The sequence below is a fragment of the Mesorhizobium sp. M0830 genome (assembly GCF_040319965.1).
Taxonomy (GTDB): domain Bacteria; phylum Pseudomonadota; class Alphaproteobacteria; order Rhizobiales; family Rhizobiaceae; genus Mesorhizobium.
Map to the genome: position 1 here is coordinate 1 of NZ_JAMYOR010000009.1, position 23,781 is coordinate 23,781.

Sequence of the window (23,781 nt, forward strand, 5' to 3'; positions counted from 1 at the left end):
CCTCCTTGCCCAGCATGAAGGTTGAATCAGATTTGCACGCCTAAGGGAATCCCACGCCGATTCAGCCTCAATTCATTCCGCTCTAACAAGCGCATCTGAGGGAGGTCAGGCCCCGTCGTTTTCCCAGCGGTCAAGGAATGCCTCGATCGGCATTGCCTGCATGTCGGGAACCGCGCTCGCGAGTTTCTCGACCGGCCAATCCCACCAGGCGAGAGCTTCGATCCGGGCCGCGATGGCGGCCGGAAAGCGAGATCTGAGCGGCTTCGCCGGTACGCCTGCGACGATTGCATAGGGCGGCACATCCTGCGTCACCACCGCGTTGGCGCCAATGACGGCGCCATTGCCGATGGTGACCCCGGGCATGATCACCGCACCATGGCCGATCCAGACATCGTGGCCGATGGTTACTGCTTTCGCCTGCCGCCGTGCGCGGAATGCAGCATCGACGCCCAGCCAGCGAAAATACTCGTTCGGCCGGTAGCTGACCTTGTGCTGTGTCAGCCGCTCGATGGGATGTTCCAGAGCATTGATGCGGCTGTTGGCAGCGATCGAGCAGAATTTTCCGATCGTCGTGTAGATCGCTTCCGAATGGCGTTCGAAATAGGAGAAGTCGCCGACGCTCACCTCGCGCAGCACCACCCGCTCGCCGATCGAGGCATAGCGGCCGAGCTTGCACGCCTTCAGTTCCGCGGTCGGATGGATGCGCGGCTCGGAATCCTTCGGGACGAGATTTTCGGAACGATCCATGCCGGCGGCTTTACGTCAGAGCGATTGGTCCCGCAAGCGGGACCAATCGTCCGTCTACCGGTTCCGCGAAAGAGCCGAAGCCCCTATTGGGGCTTGCCTTTGCTCCAGACCACGTTCTGGCCGTAGAGCGGCACGGTGGTGACCGACATTTTGGCCGAGCCGTTCTGCACCTGGCGTGAATGCGAGAGATAGATCAGCGTCTCGTTGGCCTTGTCGTAGATGCGGTTCACCACCTGCTTCTTCCAGATCAGGCTGATGCCTTGCTTGAACACTTCCTCGCCGCGTTCGCTCATGTCGATGTCGCCGATGATGATCGGACCGGTCTGGCGGCAGGAGATCGAGGAATCGGACGGATCCTCGAACCAGTTGCCCTTGTGCAGGCGATCGATGATGCCGCGATCGAAATAGGAGACGTGGCAGGTCACGCCCTCCACCTTCGGGTCCTTGATCGCCTCGACGATGATGTCGTTGCCGAGCCAGTCGACGCCGACCTTGCCGACCTCCTCGGCGACGGCGGCACCAGCGCCAAGCACAACGGACGCGACCAACGCGCCACCGAGTAGTTTTCGCCCAATCAGTCCTCGCAAGATGGCCTCCGGGGTTCGAGTTTGCCGGTTTCAGGTGGGGCGAAGAGCACGGCATTGCAAGCGGCGGCACCGCATGAAAACGCCGCATCCGCCATGGCCGGTTGCGTCAACGCGGCACCTTTGCGTGTACCCGGTCAAACCGCTAAGACTGTTCGCCGAACCAAGGGCTCGCCTGGTCTTGGCCGGCACGCCGAAGAAATTGCAAGACGGACCTTACTGATGATGCGTTCTATCCTGATCGGCATTCTCGTCCTGATGGCGGCCGGCATCGGCTGGCTGACCTTCGATTGGTACCGCGGCCACTATGGCGGCGAGCCTTTCGGCGCCGCCTTTACCCTGGTCGACCAGAAAGGCGCGCCGATCACCGAAGCCGCCTTCAGGGGCCAGCCCAGCGTCGTCTTCTTCGGCTTTACCCATTGCCCCGAGGTCTGCCCGACCACGCTGTTCGAGTTGGCCGGCTGGCTGAAGACGCTCGGCGACGACGGCAAGAACCTGCACGCCTATTTCGTCTCGGTCGATCCGGAGCGCGACACGCCAGAGGTGATGAACGCCTATGTCAGCAATTTCTCCGACCGGATCACAGGCATCACCGGCGATCCAGACAAGGTCCATGCGATGGCCAAGTCGTTCGGCATCTATTGGAAGAAGGTCGACACCGGCGACGGCGACTACACGATGGACCACACCGCTTCGGTGCTGCTGCTCAACGCCAAGGGTGACTTTGCCGGCACCATCGCCTATGGCGAAAGTTCGGAAACGGCCGTCACCAAACTGAAGCGGCTGGCGGCGAAGAGCTGATCACCACTTCATGACCCAGACGCGCCTCTACTTCTCCATCGGAAAGATCGAGTCGATCCGCATTTTCGCGGCGCTCGAGGCGGCCTTCGAGGATGAAGGCCTGCCGATCGCCCTGCTTGAGGTCGACGAGGACAAGGACATCCATGAAGTGTCGCTCTACGCCGATGGCGACGTCGATGCGATCGAGGCCCGCTTTAAGGACATCCTTGCCGGGCTTTCCCTGTCGAAGCCGATCGAGCGCGAGAGCCTGCCTGACATCGACTGGGTGGCACGCTCGCTGGAAGGGCTGAAGCCGGTGCGCGCCGGCCGTTTCTTCGTCCACGGCGCGCATGATCGCAAAAAACGCTATAGCGGCGAGTTCGCAATCGAGATCGAGGCCGGCCTGGCCTTCGGCACCGGCCACCACGGCACCACGGCCGGCTGCCTGGAAATGCTGGAAAAAGTGGTCCGGCGCGAGCACCCGCGCAATGCGCTCGACCTCGGCACTGGTAGTGCTGTGCTGGCAATTGCTGTCGCCAAGCTGGCGCGTATTCCCGTGTTGGCCACCGACATCGATCCGGTGGCGGTGAGAGTGGCGGCCGCCAATGCGCGGCTCAACCACGTCAAGGCGCTGGTGGAAACGGTCACCGCGCCAGGCTTTCACCACCCGATCTTCGGCAAACGCGCGCCTTTCGATCTGATCGTCGCCAACATACTGGCACGGCCGCTGATGCGGCTTGCCCCGCAAATGGCCGATCACATCGCCCTCGGTGGCTCGATCGTGCTGTCGGGCATCCTCGAGCGGCAGCGCGATGCCGTCGTCTCGGCCTATGTCGGCCAGAACTTCCGGCATGTCAGAACCCTGCATCGCGAAGGCTGGGTGACCATCCACCTCAAACATTGAAGCCGAGAACGAGCTTGGACCAAGGTCCGCCGGTTGTCAGTCAATTGATGCCGTAGCAATTTGCCGCTGCCGGAAATCGATTCCGGTTTCCGCGACCGTGCGCTACGGTTGTGCTGACTGCAGGAGGCCACCATGTTCCAGACCTTCGATTCCGCGGGCGACCCGGCCGTCGGCAAACCGCGCGTGGGGCTGCTGCGCCAATGGCTTGAAGCCAACGGGCTGGATGGCTTCATCGTGCCACGCGCCGACGAGCACCAGGGTGAATATGTCGCCGACCGTTCGGCGCGGTTGAAATGGCTGACCGGCTTCAGCGGTTCGGCCGGCGTCGCCATCGTCCTGCGCGACCGCGCCTTCGTCTTTGTCGACGGGCGTTACACGCTGCAGGTGCGGGGCGAGGTCGATCTCGACATTTTTGCAATCGAAAGCCTGGTCGATAACCCGCCCGCCGTCTGGCTCAAGGAAAACCTCGGCAAGGGCGCGCGGCTTGGCTTCGACCCATGGCTGCACACGATCAGCGACGTCAAGGCGCTGCAGGCCTCGGCCGACAAGTCAGGCGCCGTGCTGGTGCCGCTCGACAGGAACCCGATCGACATCGTCTGGAAGGACCAGCCCGAGGCGCCGATGGCCCCCGTCGAGCTTCACCCGATCGGCTTTGCCGGCGAATTGGCCAAAGACAAGCTGGCGCGGCTGGCAAGTGCGATCGCCAAGGACGGCGCCACCCACACCGTGCTCACCGACCCTTCCTCCATCGCCTGGGCCTTCAATATTCGTGGCGGCGACGTGCCGCACACGCCGCTGGCGCTTGGTTTCTCCATCCTCGCCGCCGACGGGTCGCACCAGCTTTTCATGGACCGGCGCAAATTCTCGCGTCAGGTCGCGGCCTACCTCACCCAGCTCGCCGAACCGCATGAGCCCAGCGAATTCGAAGCGGCGATCGTGGCCCTCGCCAAGGGCGGCGCGAAAATCGCGCTCGACCCGGTGCTGGCAGCAGACAGGCTGCGCATGCTGGTTGAGGCCAATGGCGGCACCGTGGTTGCGGCACCCGACCCCGCCCGCATCCCGCGGGCCACCAAGAACCAGGCCGAGATCAACGGCTCGCGCGCCGCGCATCGCCGTGATGGCGCCGCCGTGGCGAAGCTTTTGTGCTGGCTGGAGCGGCAGAAGCCCGGCTCGCTCGACGAGATATCCGTCGTCACCAGGCTGGAGGAGACGCGCCGGCAGACCGGCGAGGAAACCCAGATGCCGCTGCGCGACAACTCCTTCGACACCATTTCCGGCGCCGGCCCGAACGGCGCCATCATGCACTACCGCGTGTCGCGCGCCACCAACCGCAAGCTTAAGGCCGGCGAACTGTTCCTGCTCGATTCCGGTGCGCAGTATCAGGATGGCACCACCGACATCACCCGCACCGTACCGATCGGCCAGCCGACTGAGGAGATGCGCGAGCGTTTCACGCTGGTGCTGAAAGGCATGATCGGCATTTCCACACTGCGCTTCCCCGCCGGCACGCGCGGCTCGGAAATCGATGCTGTCGCCCGCATGGCGCTGTGGAAGCACGGCTGCGACTTCGCCCACGGCACCGGCCATGGCGTCGGCTCGTATCTGGCCGTGCATGAAGGGCCGCAGCGCATTGCCCGCACCGGCACCGAGAAACTGTTGGAAGGCATGATGCTGTCCAACGAGCCGGGCTACTACAAGGAAGGTGCCTACGGCATTCGCATCGAGAACCTCATCCTGGTCACGCCGGCCGAAGCGATCGAGGGCGGCGACATCGCCATGCACGGCTTCGAGACGCTGACGCTGGCGCCGATCGATACCAGGCTGGTGCGATCGGATTTGCTGACGCGCGACGAACTGCATTGGCTCGACACCTATCATGCGCGCGTGCTGGCCGAGATCGGACCGATGCTCGACGGCGAGACGCTGGCCTGGTTGGAGAAAGCGACGGCGCCGCTGCCGCACGATCTCAAGCAGTAGTCGCAGTGGCTGTTTTGGCTGAGATTGGGGGGCCTTGTTTTGCAAGCATCTCCCGCAAAGCCTGAACATTGGGAGAACTGGCCCCCTTGCGCCAGAACAATACTGTGAGTGCATTGTCTTCTTCCGAAGGTAGTTCATGCAGCCGCAGCCTGCCGCTTTCAGGAAAACCCGAAAGCACACTTTTCGGCATCAGCGCTATGCCCATACCAGCAACCACGCAACCAAGCATGGCATGGTATGAACCGAGTTCAATGATTTGCTCGGCCATAAACCCTCGGCGCGTATACCATTCTTCCAGTCTCTTGCGATGCGGGCAGCCATGTTCAAAGGCAATCATGGTTTTGGGCATATCAAGGCGGTTCTCGACTGAAACGCGCGATGCCGCCGAGACAATGACCAATTCCTCTCGAAATGCAGGTTGTTTTTCGAACGGATTGTCGGCGATTGGCTCGGCTGCGAGCGCGGCGTCGAGTTCGCCGGCAAGCATTGCGGCCGCGAGAACCTGCGGGTTGCCGGTGCGCAGTTGGATCTCTACTTCGGGATAGCATGCGTGGTACTCGGCGAGGAGGCCAGGAAGTCGAGCCGCGGCGGTACTTTCCATGGCGCCAAGCCGCAGAGTGCCGCGTGGGCGCGGATCAAGCACTGCTGTTCGGGCCTCCTCCGCAAGCGCCAACAACCGGTCCGCATATTCGATCAACCGTCGGCCGGCAGGCGACACGTGCAATCGCTTGCCCTCGCGGATAAACAACCGCACACCCAGATCTTCTTCGAGCTGCCGGACGCGTGTGGTCACGTTCGACTGCACACGAAACAGCTTTTCCGCCGCCCTGGTGATTCCGCCCTCGCGCACCACCATGCGGAAAATGCGGAGATCCGACAGGTCCATCCATCTCTCCTAGAGAATAAAGACATCTCGATTATTCATTATATGTGATGAATCACATCACGTAAATTGCCGGTGTTGGCGCCGATCAAGACAGCCAGCCACGGAGATCGAAATGGTATCTGAACCCTTCGGCTGTCGGCCCATCGATCTTAACGCGCTGACGCCCAAACAGCGTGAGATCATCTATGCTGGCGCCGTACGCCGCGCGCATCAGGAGAGGTCGGAGGCGATCTGGCTGAGCGTGGCCCGGGTCGCTACGATATTCAGGAAGCGCCCCTGACGAGCGTTTGCATTCGCCTGCTCGTCGGCGCTTAGACGAAGCGCATGCGTGGCTTATCGCGAAGGTAAATGTCGATCACCCGACGATCTGCCGAGCAACGATCAAGACCGCCGCGCCCGCCAGGAACATCGACATCAGTCCGCCGCGCAGCGAAACCACTGATGTGACGACCAATGCTGCCCATTCCGCCGGTCCGGCATTCAACAGCTCCGGCGCCACCAGTGTCGTCAGCACCGCCGCCGGCACGGCATTGAGGCCGGCCTCGACGCGCGGATGGATGGTGTCGAAGCGGGAGATGACCAGATGCCCGCCAATGCGCGTGAGATAGGTGGCGATCGCGCCGGCGATGATGATCCAGAATGTCGTGCTCATGGCCGTGCCTTCACGCCGCTGTGGTGGGGAGGCAGGATGACCGCCAGCAGCACACCGGCAATCGCGCCGATCGAGACATGCCAGGGCGAGCCCACCGTCTTGTAGGCGATGATCGAGGCGGCGCCACTGGCGATGACCACCGGCAGCCACAGCGGCCGCTTGCGGAAGCCCAGCACCAGACCAAGAAAATAGATCGGCAGCAGGAAATCGATGCCCAGCGCATGCGTGTCGGGAATAAGCTTGCCGAACACCGCGCCAAGCGCACTTTCGACGATCCAGAACAGGTAGACCGGCAGGCCAAGTCCCAGATACCAGGCAAAGCCGACCGTCTGGCCGGATTGTGCCCTCGCCTCGGCCACCGCGAACTGCGGATCGGTAAGGATGAAATAGCCGAGTGCTTGGCTGATGACAGGCCAGTGCGCGATGCGCCGGCCGATGCCGGCGGAATAGAGCACATGGCGGAAATTGACGGCAAAGATCGACAGCACGATCAACCACGGCGCCACATGCTGGCCAAACAGCTGGATCCCGACCATCTGGCTGGCGCCACCGAAGATCAGCGCGCTCATCAGGAAGGCTTCGAGGACCGATAAGCCATTGTCGACGGCAAGCGTGCCGAACAACACCGCAAACGGCGCCGACGCCACCACGACAGGCATTGAGAGCCGAACACCTTGCCAGAAATCGCTGTTCACGGAATTCGTAGTTAAGGTCTCAGCAGACATGTCACATTCCTAACGTCGCGCCGGTATTTAGGGGTGCGCGGTTGAAAAGTCAGACGAATTCGCTTGAGCCAACAAATCAGCGAAACTGATATGTCCTGATCTAGCAAGGCCGCGATACGCGCGCCGTGTGATTCCCTGATTCAGTTGGCGCCCTACAGGCGCACTCGTCTGTGCTTCATCGGCTGTGCAGGACGGCGCCAGGACCCGAAACGCAAAACCCGCCTCTGCGGCGGGTTACTGGCGCAAATCAGCACCATGGCTAAATACATAGCATAACTGCACTCACAAAGCAACCAGGCCGTGCATCGGCCCTCGCTTCGACTTGAAAGCCGAAACGGCTATGGGGTGGCCCAATGCTCCGAAACCTTGCCCTCGATCGCTCGGCCCCAGTCGAGCAGCGGCTTGGCACGCAAGGTGAAATCGACGAGCTCGTCGACCAGATCAGCCTTGTGGATTCCCGCCTGATCGATGAGGTGCTGGAGGACAAAATGCCGGTTGCGGATAGCGGCGACCAGATCTGCATCGCTGATATGCTCGAAGCCGCGTGGGGTGCGCTTCATGCGGCCTTCGGTCTCGAGTTCAAGACGGTTCTTCTTCAACGCCGCCATCAGGGCGCGAAAATCGTCCGGCCTTGTCGCGATGGCTTTTCGCATCGCCAGCAGCAGCGCCGGCTCCGGCTGCCACCAGGCGACGCCGGCAAAGCAGCGCTCCAGCCCGATATGCACGTAGAACACCCCTTGCTCCATCTTGGTGCCGTCGGGCGACAGGATGGCCGACAGATGCCGGTTGTAGGGCCGCTTGTCCTTGGCGAAGCGCACGTCGCGATTGATCCGGAACAGTGATTTCTTGCGGTCGCCGCGCAGGCCGATGCCGGCCTTCGCGAAGCGCTCCGTCAGCGTCTCGACAAGATCGCCGAAGGGATCGCGCAAATCCTTTTCGAAAATGTCGCGATTCGCCAGGAACCACTCGCGGCTCTGGTGGAAATCCAGTGCCTTAAGGAACGGAATGGCTTTGGGGCCGAAGCCGGTGAACGATCCAGTCATGCCTTGCCGATCCGCGCCAGCCAGGCGTCCTCGTCGATCACCTCGATGCCGTGTTCGCTGGCGAGCTTCAGCTTGGAGCCGGCACCGGGCCCGGCCACGACGAGATCGGTCTTCGCCGAAACCGAGCCTGCAACCTTGGCGCCGAGACGCTCCGCCATCGCCTTGGCTTCGGAGCGTGTCATCTTCTCCAGCGAGCCTGTGAATACGATCGTCTTGCCGGCGACCTCGCTGTCGGCAGAGACGTTGACGATATAGGGCTTCGGCTTGACCTGCTTGAGCAGCGCATCGAGCACGTCGTCATTGCGTTCATTGCCGAAGAAATCGCGCAGCGCATCGATCACCGTGTCGCCGATGCCGTTGACCGATGGAAAAACACTGTGCGGATCGGCAGCGGCCGCTGTCGCCTTGCCGACGCGGATCAACTCCTCGATGGTCGAGAACGTCCGGGCAAGCACTGCGGCCGTCGTTTCGCCGATATGGCGGATGCCGAGTGCGAAGATGAAACGGTCGAGCTCCGGCTCGCGGCGCGAGTCGATCGCCGCGAACAGCTTGTCTAGCCCTTCGTAATTGCGATCCTCGACGCTGCGCACATTCTTGCGCGTCTTGCCAGATGCGGCCTCGCGCTGCCTCGCCTGCTCCTCGCGCCGTTCAGCGAGTGCCCTGGTGACGGCCGGACGGCGATCCCTCAGCGTGAAGATATCGGCCGCAGTCTTGATCAATCCCGCATTGAAGAAAGTGTCTATGTTCTCCGCCCCCAGGCCTTCGATATCCAGGGCGCCACGTGACACGAAGTGGCGCAATCCTTCCACCGCCTGCGCCGGACAAATCAGTTCGCCGGTGCAGCGCCGGCGGGAATCTTCCTTGCCGGTCTTCTCGTTGATCTCGCGCGTCGCCGGCGAACCGCAGATCGGACAGGTGTGCGGGAACTCGTATGGCACGGCATCGGGCGGCCGCTTGTCGATGACGACGCTGACGATCTGCGGAATGACATCGCCCGCCCGCTGGATCACGACCGTGTCGCCGATGCGCACGTCGATGCCGTCGCGGATCGGCTGGCCGGTACTGTCCAAGCCCTTGATGTAGTCCTCATTGTGCAGCGTGACGTTCTCGACCACGACGCCGCCGACCGTGACCGGCGCCAGCCGCGCAACCGGCGCCAGCGTGCCCGTGCGGCCGACCTGGATATCGATCTTGAGCACGGTCGTCATCGCCTGTTCTGCCGGGAATTTGTGCGCGACGGCCCAGCGCGGCTCGCCTGTGACGAACCCCCATCTGCGCTGCAGCTCCAACTGGTCGACCTTGTAGACGACGCCGTCGATGTCGTAGCCCAGCGCCGAGCGCTGCTCCTCGATCCGATGATAATGCTCGATCAGGTCATCCGCCGATTTCGCCCGTACCATCAGAGGACTGATCTTGAATCCCCACTCCGCGAACTTCTGCACCGAATCATACTGGGTCGGAGCAGGATCCGCTGTCGTGTAGCCCCAGGCATAGGCGAAGAATTTGAGGTTGCGGCTGGCGGTGACGGACGGATCCTTCTGGCGCAGCGACCCGGCCGCCGTGTTGCGCGGATTGACGTAGTCCTGGCCGCCGACTGCCGCCGAGCGTTGCTTCAACGCTTCGAATTCCGCATAGGTCATGTAGACCTCGCCACGGATCTCGATGATTTCGGGCCAGCCCGAGCCTTTCAGTTTCGCAGGGATGTCGGCGATCGTCCTCAAATTGGCGGTGATGTCCTCACCGACGGCACCGTCGCCGCGCGTCGCACCCTGCACGAACACGCCCTTTTCGTAGCGCAGCGAAGCCGACAGCCCGTCGATCTTCGGCTCGGCCGTGAAGGCGATGTCGAGGTCCTTGTCGCGGTCGAAGAATCGCCGGCCGCGCTCGATGAAATCGATGACATCCTGGTCGGTATAGGCCTTGGCGAGGCTGAGCATCGGCACCGCATGGCGCACCTTGGTAAAGCCTTCCGCCGGTGCCGCGCCAACTCTGCGCGAGGGCGAATCTTCGCGCACCAGCGCCGGAAAGCGCTCCTCGATGGCGAGATTGCGCCGCGCCAGCGCGTCATACTCGGCGTCCGTGATAACAGGCGCGTCTTCGGTATGGTAGCGCCGGTCGTGCTCGGCGATCTGTTCCGCCAGGCGCTTCAGCTCGGCTTCGGCCTCGATTTCGGTCAGGGCATCAACTGGCTTCTCGGACATGGTTTTGCACCTGGCTGCTGTTGGCTCGGGACAATAGATCAGGATTCGGATGGGCGGGAGCTGAAATTCTGACAAAACCACGCCTAAACAGCGGGATGGAGCCATATGCTGACTCTGTTGGGCCGCCGGATTTGACCAGCTGGAAGCAATTCCCGATCCGCAAGCAGCGCCGTCAGGAAGCGACGGTGTTCTCACGCAGCAGCCGCTCGGCGGCGGCGCGGGCCTCGTCGGTGATGGTGGCACCGGCCAGCATGCGCGCGATCTCTTCCTGCCGCGCCGGCCGGTCCATCTCGGCAATGCCGGTGGCGACACGGTCGGTGGTACCGGATTTGGAGATCAGGAAATGGGTTGCCGCGCGCGCCGCCACCTGTGGCGCATGCGTCACCGAGAGCACCTGGACGCGCTTCGACAATCGCGCCAGCCGCTGGCCGATGGCGTCCGCGACGGCGCCGCCCACGCCGGTGTCGATTTCATCGAAGACCAGCGTCGGCGCCGAGCCACGATCGGCCAGCGCCACCTTCAGCGCCAAAAGGAAGCGCGAAAGCTCGCCGCCGGAAGCCACCTTCATCATCGGCCCGGGCCGCGTGCCTGGATTGGTGCGCACCCAGAATTCGATCTGGTCGATGCCGTCTTCCATGCGGCTCTCGGCCTCGCTCGTCATTTCCACGATAAAGGCGGCACGTTCGAGCTTCAGTGCCGGCAATTCCGCCATCACCGCCTTGGTCAGACCGATAGCCGCCGCATGACGAAGCGAGGACAGCTGCCCGGCGGCAATGTCATAGGTCTCGCGGGCCGCTGCGGCCCGCTTTTCCAGCCCGTGCAGGCGTTCCTCGCCGGCATCGAGATCGGCAAGGTCGGCAACCATCGTGTCGCGCAGCTGCGCCAGGTCATCGACGGCGACGCTGTGCTTGCGCGAGGCGGCGCGCAGCGAGAACAGCCGCTCCTCCGCCTTCTCCAGCCGTTGCGGATCATATTCGGTGGCGCGCAGCGCTGCCTCGACTCCCGATTGCGCCGCGTCGAGCGACAGCATCGCCTCGTCGAGCGACTTGACCACGTCATCGAGCAAGCCCGGCGCCTCAGTCACCTTGCGCTGCAGCCGTCTCAGCAGGCTCGCCAATTGCGGCAAGAGCGAGGACGGGCCGGACAGCACATCCTGCGCATCATGGATTTCCGATGCGATCTTTTCGGCCCGCATCATCGACGCGCGCAATTCTGCGAGATCGGTCTCCTCGCCCGGCTGCGGATCGAGCTTCGTCAGTTCCGCGACCGCTGCGCGCAAATAGTCGGCCTCGCGCGCGGCCGCCGCCACCTTGGCACGGTGTCGCGACAGCTCCTGCTCGCAGGCGCGCCAGTGCCGCCATGCCTCGCCCGTCGAGCGAACAGCGCCGAAATGGCCGCCGAAAGCGTCGAGCACCTCGCGGTGCGCACCGGGATCGACCAGCGCGCGTTCATCGTGCTGGCCATGGATCTCGACCAGCGCGCGGCCGACATCGCGCATCAAGGTGACGCTTGAGGGCTGATCGTTGACGAAGACGCGGGTGCGGCCATCCGCCGTCTGCAAACGGCGCAGGATGATGTCGCCGTCATCCTCGATGGCGTTGTCGGCAAGCAGCATGCGGGCCGGATGGTTGCGCGGCACGTCGAAGACGGCGATGACCTGTCCTTGCGCAGCGCCATGGCGCACAAGCGATGCGTCACCGCGCGCGCCGAGCGCCAGCGACAAGGCATCGAGCAGGATGGATTTGCCGGCACCGGTTTCGCCGGTCAGCACGGAAAGACCCGGCTGGAAGTCGATATCCAGCTTCTCGATCAGGACGATATCGCGGATCGACAGTCTGGAAAGCATCAGAACCCGAATCTAGAACGGCACGCGACCATTTGCAGTCGCAGCGCCGCACTATCTTTTTGTTTGAGCACCGGATCAATCCGAAAAAGCGCCATGCACGCTTCGGTCCGAATGGCTCCAAGCAGGTTACTCAAAAGTGCCTTGCGGTTTTGCGACAACAACCCGCGACAAACCAGGAAAACCAAGCGGACGGCGCGTAGGCGAAATCCGCGAAGTCTGCTTAGGGTCAGGCGCCGGTGATCATCTTCCCGGCCTTGGATATCCACGAGCCGGCATTTTCGCGCGGTGCAAGCCCATTGCTCTGCAAGAGCTTGTAGGAGTCCTTGTACCACGAGCTGTCGGGGTAGTTGGTACCGAGCACGGCAGCGGCGGTCTGCGCCTCGGAAGTCAGGCCCATCGCATAATAGCTTTCGGTCAGGCGGGCGAGTGCCTCCTCGACATGGCGCGTGTTGGAATAATTCTCCACCACGGTGCGGAAGCGCTTGACGGCGGCGATGTATTCACGGCGTTCGAGATAGTAGCGGCCGATCTGCATCTCCTTGCCGGCCAGCTGATCGTTGGCGAAACGGATCTTTTCCTTGGCGTCGTCGACATATTCCGATGTCGGCCAGCGCGTCACCAGATCCTGCATCGTCTGCACGGTCTGACGCGCTTCCTTCTGGTCCTGCGTCACGTCCTTGATCTGGCGGTAGTAGCTCAAGCCGATGATGTACTGCGCGTAAGCCGCGTCATCGGTCGACGGATAAAGCGTGAGATAGCGCTTGGCCGAGCCGATCGCCTCGTCGTAATTGCCCTGGCGATAGTCGGCGAAAGCGCCCATCACCATCGATTTGCGGGCCCACTCCGAATAGGGATGCTGGCGGTCGACAGCATCGAACTTGCGGCTCGCCTCTTGAAGGCGTCCGGCGTTGAGGTTGGCAAGGCCCTGATTGTAGAGAACATCGGCCGGTTCGGTCTGGTCGACATAGGTCGACAGGTCGATATCTTTCTCCGACGACATGCAGGCCGACAGGAAGAGCGATGGAACAACCACCGAAAGCGCCAGGAAAACAGCCCTCTGCGGCGCTTTCGATTGACCGACTCGCTTGAAGAACATGATTGGATTCCGCCCTTTCGGCGTTATTTAAATGTCTGCTGCATGCCGTTGTCTCAAAACTGGTCCCCACTTTTGAGCGCCATGCACTAATCGACGGCAGCAGCCATAAACCATTACCGCCTTGCCCGGCAACGCTATCTCCGGCCAATCGCACATTTTTATGGCGGCCAGACACAGCTTGAACATCGGTGCAATTTCACCGACAGGTGGTGCATTCCTGCAACACCGGCCGCCCGCCACGGGACTTGAAAGAAATGAAGAAAATCAGATCATCCAGGGCGCATAGAGCGGCGCGTTGACGGCATTCATCTCGGCACTGCGGCCACGCTCGCGGCGTGTCGTCTCGACGATCTCGAACGCGGTGCGGTCGGACAGCAGGCGGCGCAGTGCCGCGGCATTCATCCTGTGGCCGCCGCGATAGGAGCGGAAGCAGCCGATGAAGCGAGCGCCGGCCAGCGCCAGGTCGCCCACGGCGTCCAGTGTCTTGTGGCGCACGAATTCGTTGGGATAGCGCAGGCCGCCCATGTTGATGACGCGGTTGTCGTCACCGATCACCAGCGAGTTCTCCAGCGAGGAGCCGAGTGCATAGCCGGCAGCCCACAACCGCTCGACGTCCTTCATGAAGCCGAAGGTGCGGGCGCGCGCGATGTCGCGGCGGAAAATATCGGCATTGAGGTCGGACGCGAACAGCTGACGGCCGATTGCCGGGCTTTCGAAGTCGATCTCGATCTCGAAACGGGTGCCGTCATAGGGCCTGAACTCTGCCCAGGAGGCGCCGTTCTCGATGCGCACCGGCTTGATGATCCTGATATAGCGACGCTTGACGGTAAGCGTCTCGATGCCGGCCTGGTCGATGGCCTCGACAAACGCCATGGCGCTGCCATCGAAGATCGGAACCTCGGAACCGTCGATCTCGATGGCGACATTGTCGATGCCGAGTCCGAACAGCGCCGCCATGATGTGCTCTACCGTGGCGATGTGCTCGCCGGCGGGATCACCAAGCATGGTGCACAGGTCGGTGGCGCCGACTTCCGAGACCACGGCGCGAAACTCGCTGCCCTGCTCTGCACCGTTGAAAAGCTGAAAAATGATGCCGGTGTCGGCATCCGCCGGCACGAAGCTGATGGAAACTTCCTTGCCGCTGTGGACGCCGGTGCCGGTAAGCGACGCGCGCGTCTTCAATGTCGTCTGATAGTCGTGCAAAACAATCCCCATAAGCCCGTAATGCCTAGGTCCGCTTCTCCAGCCCGAGGGCGCGGCTCTTGTGTGAATCGGCAAGCAGGGCAACTTCCCCCGAAATCCCGGCAAACCGACGATGGTAGGCAGCGAAGATAGTGTTCGTGCAGGGAGACTCCAAATCACGGTTTCTTACTCTGTGTAACCGCGAACCGGGACAGACGCGACTGTGTAAGTTATTGAAATCACACCATTTAAAACGTTAACAGGCAAGCGATTCCTCGCTTGCCTGTTAACAACTATTACAGTCCGTTTACCAATCAGTTGGCCTGGCGGCGCAGGAACGCCGGAATCTCCAGCTGATCGTCTTCCTGAGTCGCCCTCACCTGCGGTGTCAGGCGGCCCTGGTCGTCGAGCTGGCCGCGGCGCGGTGCGTAGAGCTGCGCGTCCTGGCTGGCAAGACGGCGCACTTCGGGTGCGGCCTGGCGCAGCTTGGGTTCGCGTGGCTGCGCCGGCTGCAGCCGTGCAGGCTCTTCTTCGCGGCGGGTCAGTCCGTTGGTCAGGCGCTTCAGCAGGCCCATCGGTCCGCTGTTGTTCTCGTGGTCGGCCGGGCGGCTCTTGGCATCCACCTCGGCCTTGACGACGGGCGGAAAGTCCTCGACGCGCGGCATGCGCTGCGGCGCCATGGCAACCGGCTGCGGGGCTTCGCGCAGCATCTCGCGCGGCTGCGGAGCCGGCTGCATCTGCTGGACCACCGGCTGCGGCATCGGCTGTGCTGGCGGCGCCTGGAAGATCTTGCTCTGCGGGCGGAAATCTTCGGCGTGAGCGACCGGAGCCGGACGCGCCTGTGCCATGGCCGCGGCATTTGCCTCGGCCAACTGGATGGCTTCGGCGACCGGGTCGATGGCACGCGGTTCGTACGCGGTCTGCTGGACCGGAGCCGGGCGGCTTTCCGGTGCGGCAACGGCCGGGCGGCTGGCCGGCTTCGGAGGCGCCGTGCGGATCGAGATCGGCGCCGCGGCGATTTCAGCCGCCGACTTGTCGATGCCGGTAGCAACCACCGAGACGCGGATGACGCCCTCGAGTTCCTCGTCGAAGGTGGCGCCCAGGATGATGTTGGCGTCCTGGTCGACTTCCTCGCGGATACGGGTTGCGGCCTCATCGACTTCGAACAGCGTCAGGTCGCGGCCGCCGGTGATCGAGATCAGCAGGCCCTTTGCGCCCTTCATCGAGGTCTCGTCGAGAAGCGGGTTGGCAATCGCCGCTTCGGCGGCGGCCATCGCACGGCCCTCGCCCGAAGCTTCGCCGGTGCCCATCATCGCCTTGCCCATCTCGCGCATGACGGAGCGCACGTCGGCGAAGTCGAGATTGATCAGGCCTTCCTTGACCATCAGGTCGGTGATGCAGGCAACACCGGAATAGAGCACCTGGTCGGCCATGGCGAAGGCGTCGGCGAAGGTGGTCTTGTCATTGGCCAGCCGGAACAGGTTCTGGTTGGGGATGACGATCAGCGTATCGACGCACTTCTGCAGTTCCTCAATGCCGAAGTCCGCCGTCTTCATGCGGCGCTGGCCTTCGAAATGGAACGGCTTGGTGACGACGCCGACGGTGAGGATGCCCTTTTCGCGCGCTGCGCGGGCAACGACCGGAGCAGCACCTGTGCCGGTGCCGCCGCCCATGCCGGCGGTGACGAAGCACATATGGGTGTTGGTCAAGTGATCGAGGATCTCGTCGATGCACTCTTCCGCCGCCGCACGGCCGACTTCCGGCTGCGAGCCGGCGCCGAGGCCCTCGGTGACATGCGCGCCGAGCTGGATCAGGCGGCCTGCCTTCGACATGGTCAGCGCCTGCGCGTCGGTGTTGGCCACCACGAACTCGACACCGCGCAACCCGGCGGTGATCATGTTGTTGACGGCATTGCCGCCGCCGCCGCCGACACCGAACACGGTGATGCGCGGCTTAAGCTCGGTGATGTCCGGCTTTTGCAGATTGATGGTCATTGTCTCCGTCCTTTGCCTTTCACGCCGCTTCGCCGCCGCGGCCGCCTATGGGGCTGTCCCCGTCAATTAGAAACTGTCTCTCAACCACTGACTCATGCGATGCAGTTTTCCGCCCGTTCCAGTCATTCTGAGACCGGAAATTCCTTTCGCCGGATGGCTCTCGAAACTCGCCATCTGCGGGTAGATCAGAAGCCCCACCGCGGCCGAGAAGGCCGGCCCCTTCGCCGCTTCGGGCAGGCCGGCCACGCCGAGTGGACGGCCGATGCGCACATTACGCCCCAGGATGCGGCGCGCTGCTTCCGGCAGGCCCGCAAGCTGGCTGGCGCCACCAGTGAGCACCACACGCTTGCCCACCGCATTGCCGTAGCCGGACTTGTTCAACCGGTCGCGCAGCAATTCCAGCGTCTCGTCGATGCGGGCGCGCACGATGCGCGTCATCACCGAGCGCGGGATCTGCAAAGGCACGTCGCCATCGTCGCCTATCGGCTGGATCGAGACCAGGTCGCGGTCGTCGGCACTGCCCGGCAGCGCCGAACCATGCATCACCTTCAGCCGTTCGGCGGCATCGAGCGAGGTCGAAAGCCCCTTGGCCATATCAAGCGTGACGTGATTGCCGCCGATGGCGATGGCATCACCATGGACGAACTTGCCTTCCGAAAATACCGAGATCGTCGTCGTGCCACCACCCATGTCGATGCAGGCCGCGCCCATTTCCAGTTCGTCGTCGACCAGGGCCGCCAACCCGCTGGCATAGGGTGTCGCCACCATGCGCTCGACCGACAGATGCGAACGGTTGATGGAAAGCTCCAGGTTGCGCATCGGAGCGGCATCGCCGGTCAGCACATGCATGTCGACGCCGAGAGCGTCGCCGACCATGCCGCGCGGATCGCGCACGCCGCGTTCGGCATCCAGCGAGAAGCCGACGGGTAGCGAATGGATCACTTCGCGCTCGGCCTTCAGCGCCTGCTTGGCGCCGGCGCCGAGAACGCGCTTGATATCGGCCTCGTCGGCCTCGTGGCCGCCAAGGTTGATGGTGGCGGAGAAGGCTTCGCTCTTCAGCCGGCCGGCGGTCATGTTGACGATCAGCGAATCGACCGTCAGGCCAGCCATGCGCTCGGCCGCATCGACGGAAAGGCGGATGGCATGCTCGGCACGATCGAGATCGACGACGACGCCCGACTTCACGCCTTGCGATTTCTGATGGCCGATGCCGATCACCTGGATCCGGTGCGAGCGGCCACGCAGCAGCTTGCCGTCATCGCTCGGCTTCAGCTTGGCCACCATGCAGCAGACCTTGCTTGAACCGACATCCAGCACCGTCAGGGTGCCGGACCGGCGCGACGAGGCATCGCCATGACCGCCAAGCCAGCTCATATCTTCGTCTCCGGCTTGCGCTTAAGGCTCTTGGGCTTTTCGTTGAGTGCGGCTTCGCGCTGCGTCGCCGCCTCGGGCGTCAACTGCACGACCAGCCGGTCGGTCAGACGCATGTCGACGGCGGCGATATCGCGCGACAACAGGCCCTTCTCATGATCCATCTTGACGAGTTCGGCGAGTGCCTGATCCTCGCCATCCTCGGGAAGCTTGACGGTGATGCCATTGTCGAGCTTCAGGTCCCAACGCCTTTCTCCGACGCGGACATAGCCTTTGATCCGGCTCGCGAGATCGGGATATTTTTCGATCTTGGCCAGAAAGTCGGGCGCGCTCGCCGGGGCGCCGGTGCCGATCAGCAGCGGCAGCAGCACCTGCTTGCCGCCCGAGAACGGCGCGATCACGGCGCCATTCCTCTCGATGACGGACAGCTCGTCACCCTGCTGCCAAAGCGCGAAGGCGGCGCGCTCCTCGACACGCACTTCCAGCGTGTGCGGATAGACCTTGCGCACCGCCGCGACCTCGATCCACGGCAGGCCGGAAATACGCTCGCGCGCCGCCGCCGCATCGAAGCCGATCAACGACGTCCAGCCGTCGAGTTCGAGCCTGTCGAGGATATCGATCTCCGAGGTCTGGCGATTGCCGACCACCTTGACCTGATCGACGGCAAAGCCGGTGCGGGCGGTGATGCTCTGGACGATGCCGTCGACGTGGCCGCCGAGATAGGCGCCGTAGGCACTGCTCGAGGCGATCAGCACGGCCGACATCATCGCCGCGGAAAAGCGCGGCGCCTGGAATTCCCCAACACCGAGACGGGCCAGAATACGCACAGGGCGGCGAAGCACGCGCGGCAGCACGAAATGGCCTGACGACAACGGCAGGCCGAACAGCGCCGGCTCGGCCGCGCCCCTCTCCCTACCCTGTCCCCATTTCAACGCAGACACGAAGCGTCCTCCACCATCCAACTCAACAAATCGCCAAACGAGTGCCCGGCCTGGGCGGCGATTTCAGGCACCAAGGACGTCGGCGTCATACCCGGCTGAGTGTTGACCTCGAGCCAGACAATCTCGCCGTTTTCGGAATGCCGATCGTCATAACGGAAATCCGATCGGGAAACGCCCCGACAGCCGATCGCTTGGTGAGCCTTAAGCGCCAGTGTTTGTATTTTTTGGTAAATATTCGGTGAAACTTTTGCGGGGCATTCGTGCTTTGATCCCCCAGCGACATATTTTGAATCATAGTCGTAGAAGGAATGGCCGGTCGGGATGATCTCGCAGACCCCCAGCGCCACATCGCCCATCACCGCACAGGTCAGCTCACGGCCGTGGATGTAGCGCTCGACCATGACGGTATCGCCATATTTCCATTCGGAAGAGCCGATCACCTGCGGCGGATGCGACTGACCTTCATGCACGATGACGACGCCGAAGCTCGAACCCTCATTGACCGGCTTGACCACATAGGGCGGCTTCATCGGATGCTTGCCCTGAATGGCGAAGCGGCTGGCAACCTTCGATTCGGCGACCGGGACACCGACCGATTTGGCAACCCGCTTGGCCTGTTCCTTGTTCATGGCCAGAGCCGAGGCGAGCACGCCGGAATGGGTGTAGGGAATGCCGAGATACTCGAGAATGCCCTGGACGGTACCATCCTCACCAAAAGGGCCATGCAGCGCGTTGAAGACGACATCGGGCTTGAGCTCGGCAAGTACGGAGCCGACATCGCGCCCGACATCGACGCGGGTGACCGGGTAGCCTTCCTGCTCGAGCGCATCGGCACAAGCCTTTCCCGAAGACAAAGACACGGGCCGCTCGGACGAAAAACCACCCAGCAGGACAGCCACATGCTTGCTTTTCATTCCCCGGTATCCCCTCTCACGGCGGACCAAAAACCAAGATTTTCCGCAACATTGAGTCCGAGTCTCCCGGCAGGTTGCCCCCCAGACGGAAAACGCGGGTGACGCGTCGAACGACTCAAATCAGGAAACGCTTTCGAACAGAGAATCAGAGAGTTGATTCACTGGCAAGTACTTACGATTCCGAGAGATTCACTTTCTGAGAAAATGGATGCGAAAAGCGTGTCGTTGAGTCTTCGGGGCAACGGTTGGGGCCGTTTTGGCACCGTCGAACTTCATGTGTCACATGAAGTTCGACGTGCGTAAGATGTGTTGAGTTTCCGTCAGGCCGAGTCGAAAATGATGGCTTTCGAGAACCGGAGCGGAGCGGACATTCGGGTCCGTGAGCACCGGAAGCGGTAGAAAGCCGTCGTTTGCAGGCCGGCATCACCTGAATACCAGCGCACCTTAAAGCAGCTGCCCGAGAAACTCCTGAACGGCATGTCCCGGCCGGAAATTGCCGATGCGCTTGATTTCCCATTGCAGCCGGATACCGGAATTCTCCAGCACCCGCGTACGCACCGTCTCGCCGAGATATTCAAGGTCGTAGCCGGTCGCGGTTCCCGTGTTGATCATGAAGTTGCAATGCATCGGCGACATCTGCGCACCACCGATCATCAGGCCGCGGCAGCCGGCCTTGTCGATCTCCTTCCAGGCCGACGTGCCTTCGGGATTCTTAAAGGTCGAGCCACCGGTCTTCTCGCGGATCGGCTGCACGGTCTCGCGGTGGTTCTGCACGGCATCCATCGCCGCCTTGATCACGGCCTTGTCCTCGGCAAAGCCTTCGAACACGGCCGAGGTGAAGATCAGTCCGGCAGGTGCCGCCGAATGACGATAGGCGTAGCCCATGTCGGCATTGCTGAGCGTCTGCACATTGCCCTTGCGGTCGAGCGCGCGCACCTCGACGACGCGTTCGCGCGTCTCGACGCCATTGGCGCCTGCATTCATCCTAAGTGCGCCGCCGACAGCGCCCGGAATGCCATGGTAGAAATGAAAACCGCCAATGCCTGCCTCAAGCGCCACCGCGGCGACGCGCTTGTCGGGCGTGGCCGCGCCGGCCTTGATCCTGATTGGCGAAATGACTTCCGCTTCACCAAACCCCTTGGCTGAAAGCCTGACGACAAAGCCGGGAATGCCACCGTCGCGGACCAGCAGGTTCGAGCCGACGCCGACGACAGTCAGCGGTATTTCCTCAGGGATCGCTTTGAGGAACGCGGCGAGATCCTCCTCATCGGCGGGCTGGAACAATGCTTCAGCCAGGCCACCGGCACGGAACCAGGTGATCTTGTCCATTTCGGCATTCGGCGTGACGCGCCCGCGCAAGCCGGCAAGCCGGTCGCCAAGTTTGTCGATCAGGGCCTGGCCGTGCATCATGAGACGGTCCCGCCAAGCTCCTTGGGCAACGCATAGGCCCATTGGGTGATGTTGCCGGCGCCAAGGAAGACCACGAAATCGCCTGGTTTGGCCAGATCGCGGATGATGGGCGCAATCGCTGCCGGTCCCTCGATGTAGCGCGCATCGCGATGGCCGCCGGCGCGGATGCGCGACACCAGCGCGTCCGAGCTGACGCCTTCGATCGGCTCCTCGCCGGCCGCATAGACCGGCGCCACCATCACCGTGTCGGCGTCGTTGAAGCAGGCGGAAAACTCGTTGAACAGATCATGCAGACGGGTGAAGCGATGCGGCTGGGCAATGGCGATGACGCGCCCCTTGGTGGCGCTGCGCGCCGCCTTCAGCACCGCCGAGATCTCGACCGGATGGTGGCCGTAATCGTCGAACACGTCCACGCCGTTCCACGAGCCGGTATGGGTAAAGCGGCGCTTGACGCCGGCGAAGGACGACAAGCCCCTCTTGATCGCCTCGGCCGACAGGCCGAGCTGATGCGCGACCGCGATCGCGGCGGTCGCGTTGGAGACGTTGTGACGGCCGGGCATCGGCAGGCGGAGGCCTGCTATCGTCGTCTGGTCGCCGGTCTTGCGGTCACGGATCACCACGTCGAATTCCGAAATGGCACCCGCCATGCGATGGTTGGTGAAGCGCACATCGGCCTGCGCGTTCTCGCCATAGGTGACGATGCGGCGGTCCTCGATACGGCTGACCAGCGCCTGCACCTCGGGATGATCGGTGCACATCACGCCAAAACCATAGAACGGCACGTTTTCGACGAACTGGCGGAACGCCTCGCGCACTTTGTCGAAGCTACCATAGTGATCGAGATGCTCGGGATCGATGTTGGTGACGACCGCGATCTCGGCCGGCAGCTTCAGGAAGGTGCCGTCGCTCTCGTCAGCCTCGACCACCATCCACTCGCCATCGCCCATGCGCGCGTTGGTGCCATAGGCATTGATGATGCCGCCATTGATGACGGTCGGATCGAGCCCGCCGGCATCGAGCAAGGTCGCCACCATCGAGGTCGTCGTCGTCTTGCCATGCGTGCCGCCGATGGCCACCGCCTGGCGGAAGCGCATCAGCTCGGCCAGCATTTCGGCCCGGCGCACGATCGGCAGCAGCTTTTCGCGCGCGGCCTTGAGTTCCGGATTGGATTTCTTGATTGCCGTCGAGACGACCACAACCTCGGCATCGCCGAGGTTTTCGGGCTTGTGGCCGACAAAGCATTCGATGCCCTTGTCGCGCAGCCGCTGGACATTGGCGCTCTCGGCCTGGTCGGAGCCTTGCACCTTGTAGCCGAGATTGTGCAGCACTTCGGCAATGCCGCTCATGCCGATGCCGCCAATGCCGATGAAATGCACAAGGCCGATGGTCTGCGGCATCTTCATGCTTGCGTCCCCTTCCTGAAATCCGAAACGGCTTTTTTGGACGCAATAGCCTCTGTGAGATCGGCGAGCAACCGTGCCGCGTCGGGCCTGCCCGCCGATTTCGCGCCCGCGGCCATCGCCGCCAGCCGCTCGGGGGCGTCCATCAGCCCGCCGATGAGGGCTGCGATGCGTTCGGGCGAAAGCGAGGATTGCGGGTGCACTTCGCCACCGCCGGCGGCGGCAAGGGCCGCTGCGTTCGCCGCTTGGTCGTGGTCGAGCGCGTGCGGGTAAGGCACCAGCAGTGCCGGCCGGCCGATAACGGCGATCTCCGAGACTGTCGAAGCGCCGGAACGCGAGATCACCAGATGCGCGGCCGCCATGCGTACCGCCATGTCGGTGAAGAACGGCGAAACCTCGACGGCTACGCCGAGGGCGGCATAGGCAGCCTTGACCCGCGCCACGTCATCCGCGCGAGCTTGTTGGGTAATCACCAGCCGCTTGCGCTGGGCATCGGAAAGCAGCGCAATCGCCCCCGGCACGGCGTCGGAAAAGAACTGGGCGCCCTGGCTGCCGCCGAACACCAGCAGGCGGAACGGCTGTTCCCCGACCGACACCGCATAAGCCGTCTTGGCCGCTTCCAGCACGGCAGGCCTTACCGGATTGCCCGTCGTCACCGTCTTGGCGCCGGCAGCACTGGTGTCCTGCGGCAGGAAGCCGCCGGCGATCGCATCGACACGCCCGGCCAGCGCCCGGTTAGCGCGGCCCATCACCGCGTTCTGCTCATGGATCAGCGTCGGCACCTTGCGACGCGTCGCCGCGTAGAGCGGCGGCAGGGTCGGGTAGCCGCCGAAGCCGACGACGGCATCCGGTTTGATCCTGGCGATGATGGCGGAAGCCTGGCGCACGCCGCGCCAGATTTTCCAGAAGGCACCAAGCAGGGCAAAAGGATTTTTCGAACCCATCGTCGCCGACTGGATCGGATGGATGGCGGCGGCCGGAAAATGGCCGGCGAACCGTTCGGCACGGTCGTCGGTTGCCAGATGCACCGACCAGCCGCGCTCGTTCAGCTCGTGCGCCAGCGCTTCGGCCGGGAAAAGATGCCCACCGGTTCCGCCCGCCGCGAGAAGGATGACGCCTCTGGCCATA

At 63.1% G+C, this 23,781-nt stretch carries 20 protein-coding genes; 3 read left to right on the plus strand and 17 right to left on the minus strand.

Annotation, left to right across the window (positions count from 1 at the left end; all coding sequences use genetic code 11):
- Positions 1–105: 105 nt before the first annotated feature.
- Together NKI20_RS07800 and NKI20_RS07805 are read right to left on the minus strand one after the other, a co-directional pair.
- The gene (locus tag NKI20_RS07800) at positions 106–747 is read right to left on the minus strand and encodes a transferase hexapeptide repeat family protein (protein WP_023757027.1); all 642 of its coding nucleotides are present in this window, start codon (positions 745–747) and stop codon (positions 106–108) included.
- 83 nt (positions 748–830) lie between these two features.
- Complete coding sequence (locus NKI20_RS07805; protein WP_352829622.1) at positions 831–1,334, minus strand: CreA family protein; 504 nt, start codon at positions 1,332–1,334, stop codon at positions 831–833.
- A 219-nt stretch (positions 1,335–1,553) separates the two neighbouring features.
- On the opposite strand from NKI20_RS07805, the gene NKI20_RS07810 reads away from it, so the two are divergent.
- From NKI20_RS07810 to NKI20_RS07820, 3 genes are all read left to right on the plus strand, one after another.
- Positions 1,554–2,132 carry an SCO family protein gene (locus tag NKI20_RS07810; protein WP_352829624.1) on the plus strand — a complete coding sequence of 193 codons (579 nt, stop codon included), beginning with the start codon at positions 1,554–1,556 and terminating at the stop codon, positions 2,130–2,132.
- 10 nt (positions 2,133–2,142) lie between these two features.
- A complete protein-coding gene (locus NKI20_RS07815; protein WP_352829626.1) occupies positions 2,143–3,015 on the plus strand; it encodes a 50S ribosomal protein L11 methyltransferase in 873 nt (290 codons plus the stop codon).
- Between the two features lie 132 nt (positions 3,016–3,147).
- Positions 3,148–4,992: an aminopeptidase P family protein gene (locus tag NKI20_RS07820; protein WP_352829627.1), complete on the plus strand. Its 1,845-nt coding sequence runs from the start codon at positions 3,148–3,150 to the stop codon at positions 4,990–4,992.
- Here NKI20_RS07820 and NKI20_RS07825 read toward each other — a convergent pair.
- The 15 genes from NKI20_RS07825 to murG all read right to left on the minus strand — a co-directional run bounded on the left by NKI20_RS07825 (position 4,982) and on the right by murG (position 23,780).
- Entirely contained in the window at positions 4,982–5,878 is an 897-nt protein-coding gene (locus tag NKI20_RS07825) for a LysR family transcriptional regulator (protein ID WP_352727621.1), read from the minus strand. The genes NKI20_RS07820 and NKI20_RS07825 overlap by 11 nt on opposite strands.
- 355 nt (positions 5,879–6,233) lie before the next feature.
- The gene (locus NKI20_RS07830; RefSeq protein WP_352727619.1) at positions 6,234–6,530 is read right to left on the minus strand and encodes an AzlD family protein; all 297 of its coding nucleotides are present in this window, start codon (positions 6,528–6,530) and stop codon (positions 6,234–6,236) included.
- Positions 6,527–7,255: an AzlC family ABC transporter permease gene (locus tag NKI20_RS07835; protein ID WP_352829629.1), complete on the minus strand. Its 729-nt coding sequence runs from the start codon at positions 7,253–7,255 to the stop codon at positions 6,527–6,529. Before NKI20_RS07835 ends, NKI20_RS07830 begins: the two co-directional genes overlap by 4 nt.
- 338 nt (positions 7,256–7,593) lie before the next feature.
- Positions 7,594–8,298 (minus strand): DUF2461 domain-containing protein, encoded by a 705-nt coding sequence (locus tag NKI20_RS07840; protein ID WP_352829631.1) that lies wholly within the window; start codon positions 8,296–8,298, stop codon positions 7,594–7,596.
- Positions 8,295–10,499: an NAD-dependent DNA ligase LigA gene (gene ligA / locus NKI20_RS07845; RefSeq protein WP_352829633.1), complete on the minus strand. Its 2,205-nt coding sequence runs from the start codon at positions 10,497–10,499 to the stop codon at positions 8,295–8,297. The genes NKI20_RS07840 and ligA overlap by 4 nt, the downstream gene beginning before the upstream one ends.
- Positions 10,500–10,671: 172 nt before the next feature.
- Complete coding sequence (gene recN, locus NKI20_RS07850) at positions 10,672–12,345, minus strand: DNA repair protein RecN (RefSeq protein WP_352829635.1); 1,674 nt, start codon at positions 12,343–12,345, stop codon at positions 10,672–10,674.
- A 226-nt stretch (positions 12,346–12,571) separates the two neighbouring features.
- A complete protein-coding gene (locus tag NKI20_RS07855; RefSeq protein ID WP_023757017.1) occupies positions 12,572–13,441 on the minus strand; it encodes an outer membrane protein assembly factor BamD in 870 nt (289 codons plus the stop codon).
- A 264-nt stretch (positions 13,442–13,705) separates the two neighbouring features.
- Positions 13,706–14,656, minus strand: coding sequence for a UDP-3-O-acyl-N-acetylglucosamine deacetylase (gene lpxC / locus NKI20_RS07860; RefSeq protein WP_352486309.1), 951 nt, complete (start codon positions 14,654–14,656; stop codon positions 13,706–13,708).
- Between the two features lie 281 nt (positions 14,657–14,937).
- Complete coding sequence (gene ftsZ, locus NKI20_RS07865) at positions 14,938–16,617, minus strand: cell division protein FtsZ (protein WP_023757016.1); 1,680 nt, start codon at positions 16,615–16,617, stop codon at positions 14,938–14,940.
- A 66-nt stretch (positions 16,618–16,683) separates the two neighbouring features.
- The gene (gene ftsA, locus NKI20_RS07870) at positions 16,684–17,991 is read right to left on the minus strand and encodes a cell division protein FtsA (protein WP_023757015.1); all 1,308 of its coding nucleotides are present in this window, start codon (positions 17,989–17,991) and stop codon (positions 16,684–16,686) included.
- A complete protein-coding gene (locus NKI20_RS07875) occupies positions 17,988–18,929 on the minus strand; it encodes a cell division protein FtsQ/DivIB (RefSeq protein ID WP_352829638.1) in 942 nt (313 codons plus the stop codon). The genes ftsA and NKI20_RS07875 overlap by 4 nt, the downstream gene beginning before the upstream one ends.
- The gene (locus tag NKI20_RS07880) at positions 18,917–19,843 is read right to left on the minus strand and encodes a D-alanine--D-alanine ligase (protein WP_352829640.1); all 927 of its coding nucleotides are present in this window, start codon (positions 19,841–19,843) and stop codon (positions 18,917–18,919) included. The genes NKI20_RS07875 and NKI20_RS07880 overlap by 13 nt, the downstream gene beginning before the upstream one ends.
- Before the next feature lie 444 nt (positions 19,844–20,287).
- Complete coding sequence (gene murB, locus NKI20_RS07885) at positions 20,288–21,253, minus strand: UDP-N-acetylmuramate dehydrogenase (RefSeq protein ID WP_352829642.1); 966 nt, start codon at positions 21,251–21,253, stop codon at positions 20,288–20,290.
- Positions 21,250–22,656 carry a UDP-N-acetylmuramate--L-alanine ligase gene (gene murC / locus NKI20_RS07890; protein WP_352829644.1) on the minus strand — a complete coding sequence of 469 codons (1,407 nt, stop codon included), beginning with the start codon at positions 22,654–22,656 and terminating at the stop codon, positions 21,250–21,252. Before murC ends, murB begins: the two co-directional genes overlap by 4 nt.
- Positions 22,653–23,780 (minus strand): undecaprenyldiphospho-muramoylpentapeptide beta-N-acetylglucosaminyltransferase, encoded by a 1,128-nt coding sequence (murG, locus tag NKI20_RS07895; RefSeq protein ID WP_352829646.1) that lies wholly within the window; start codon positions 23,778–23,780, stop codon positions 22,653–22,655. The genes murC and murG overlap by 4 nt, the downstream gene beginning before the upstream one ends.
- Position 23,781: the final 1 nt, after the last annotated feature.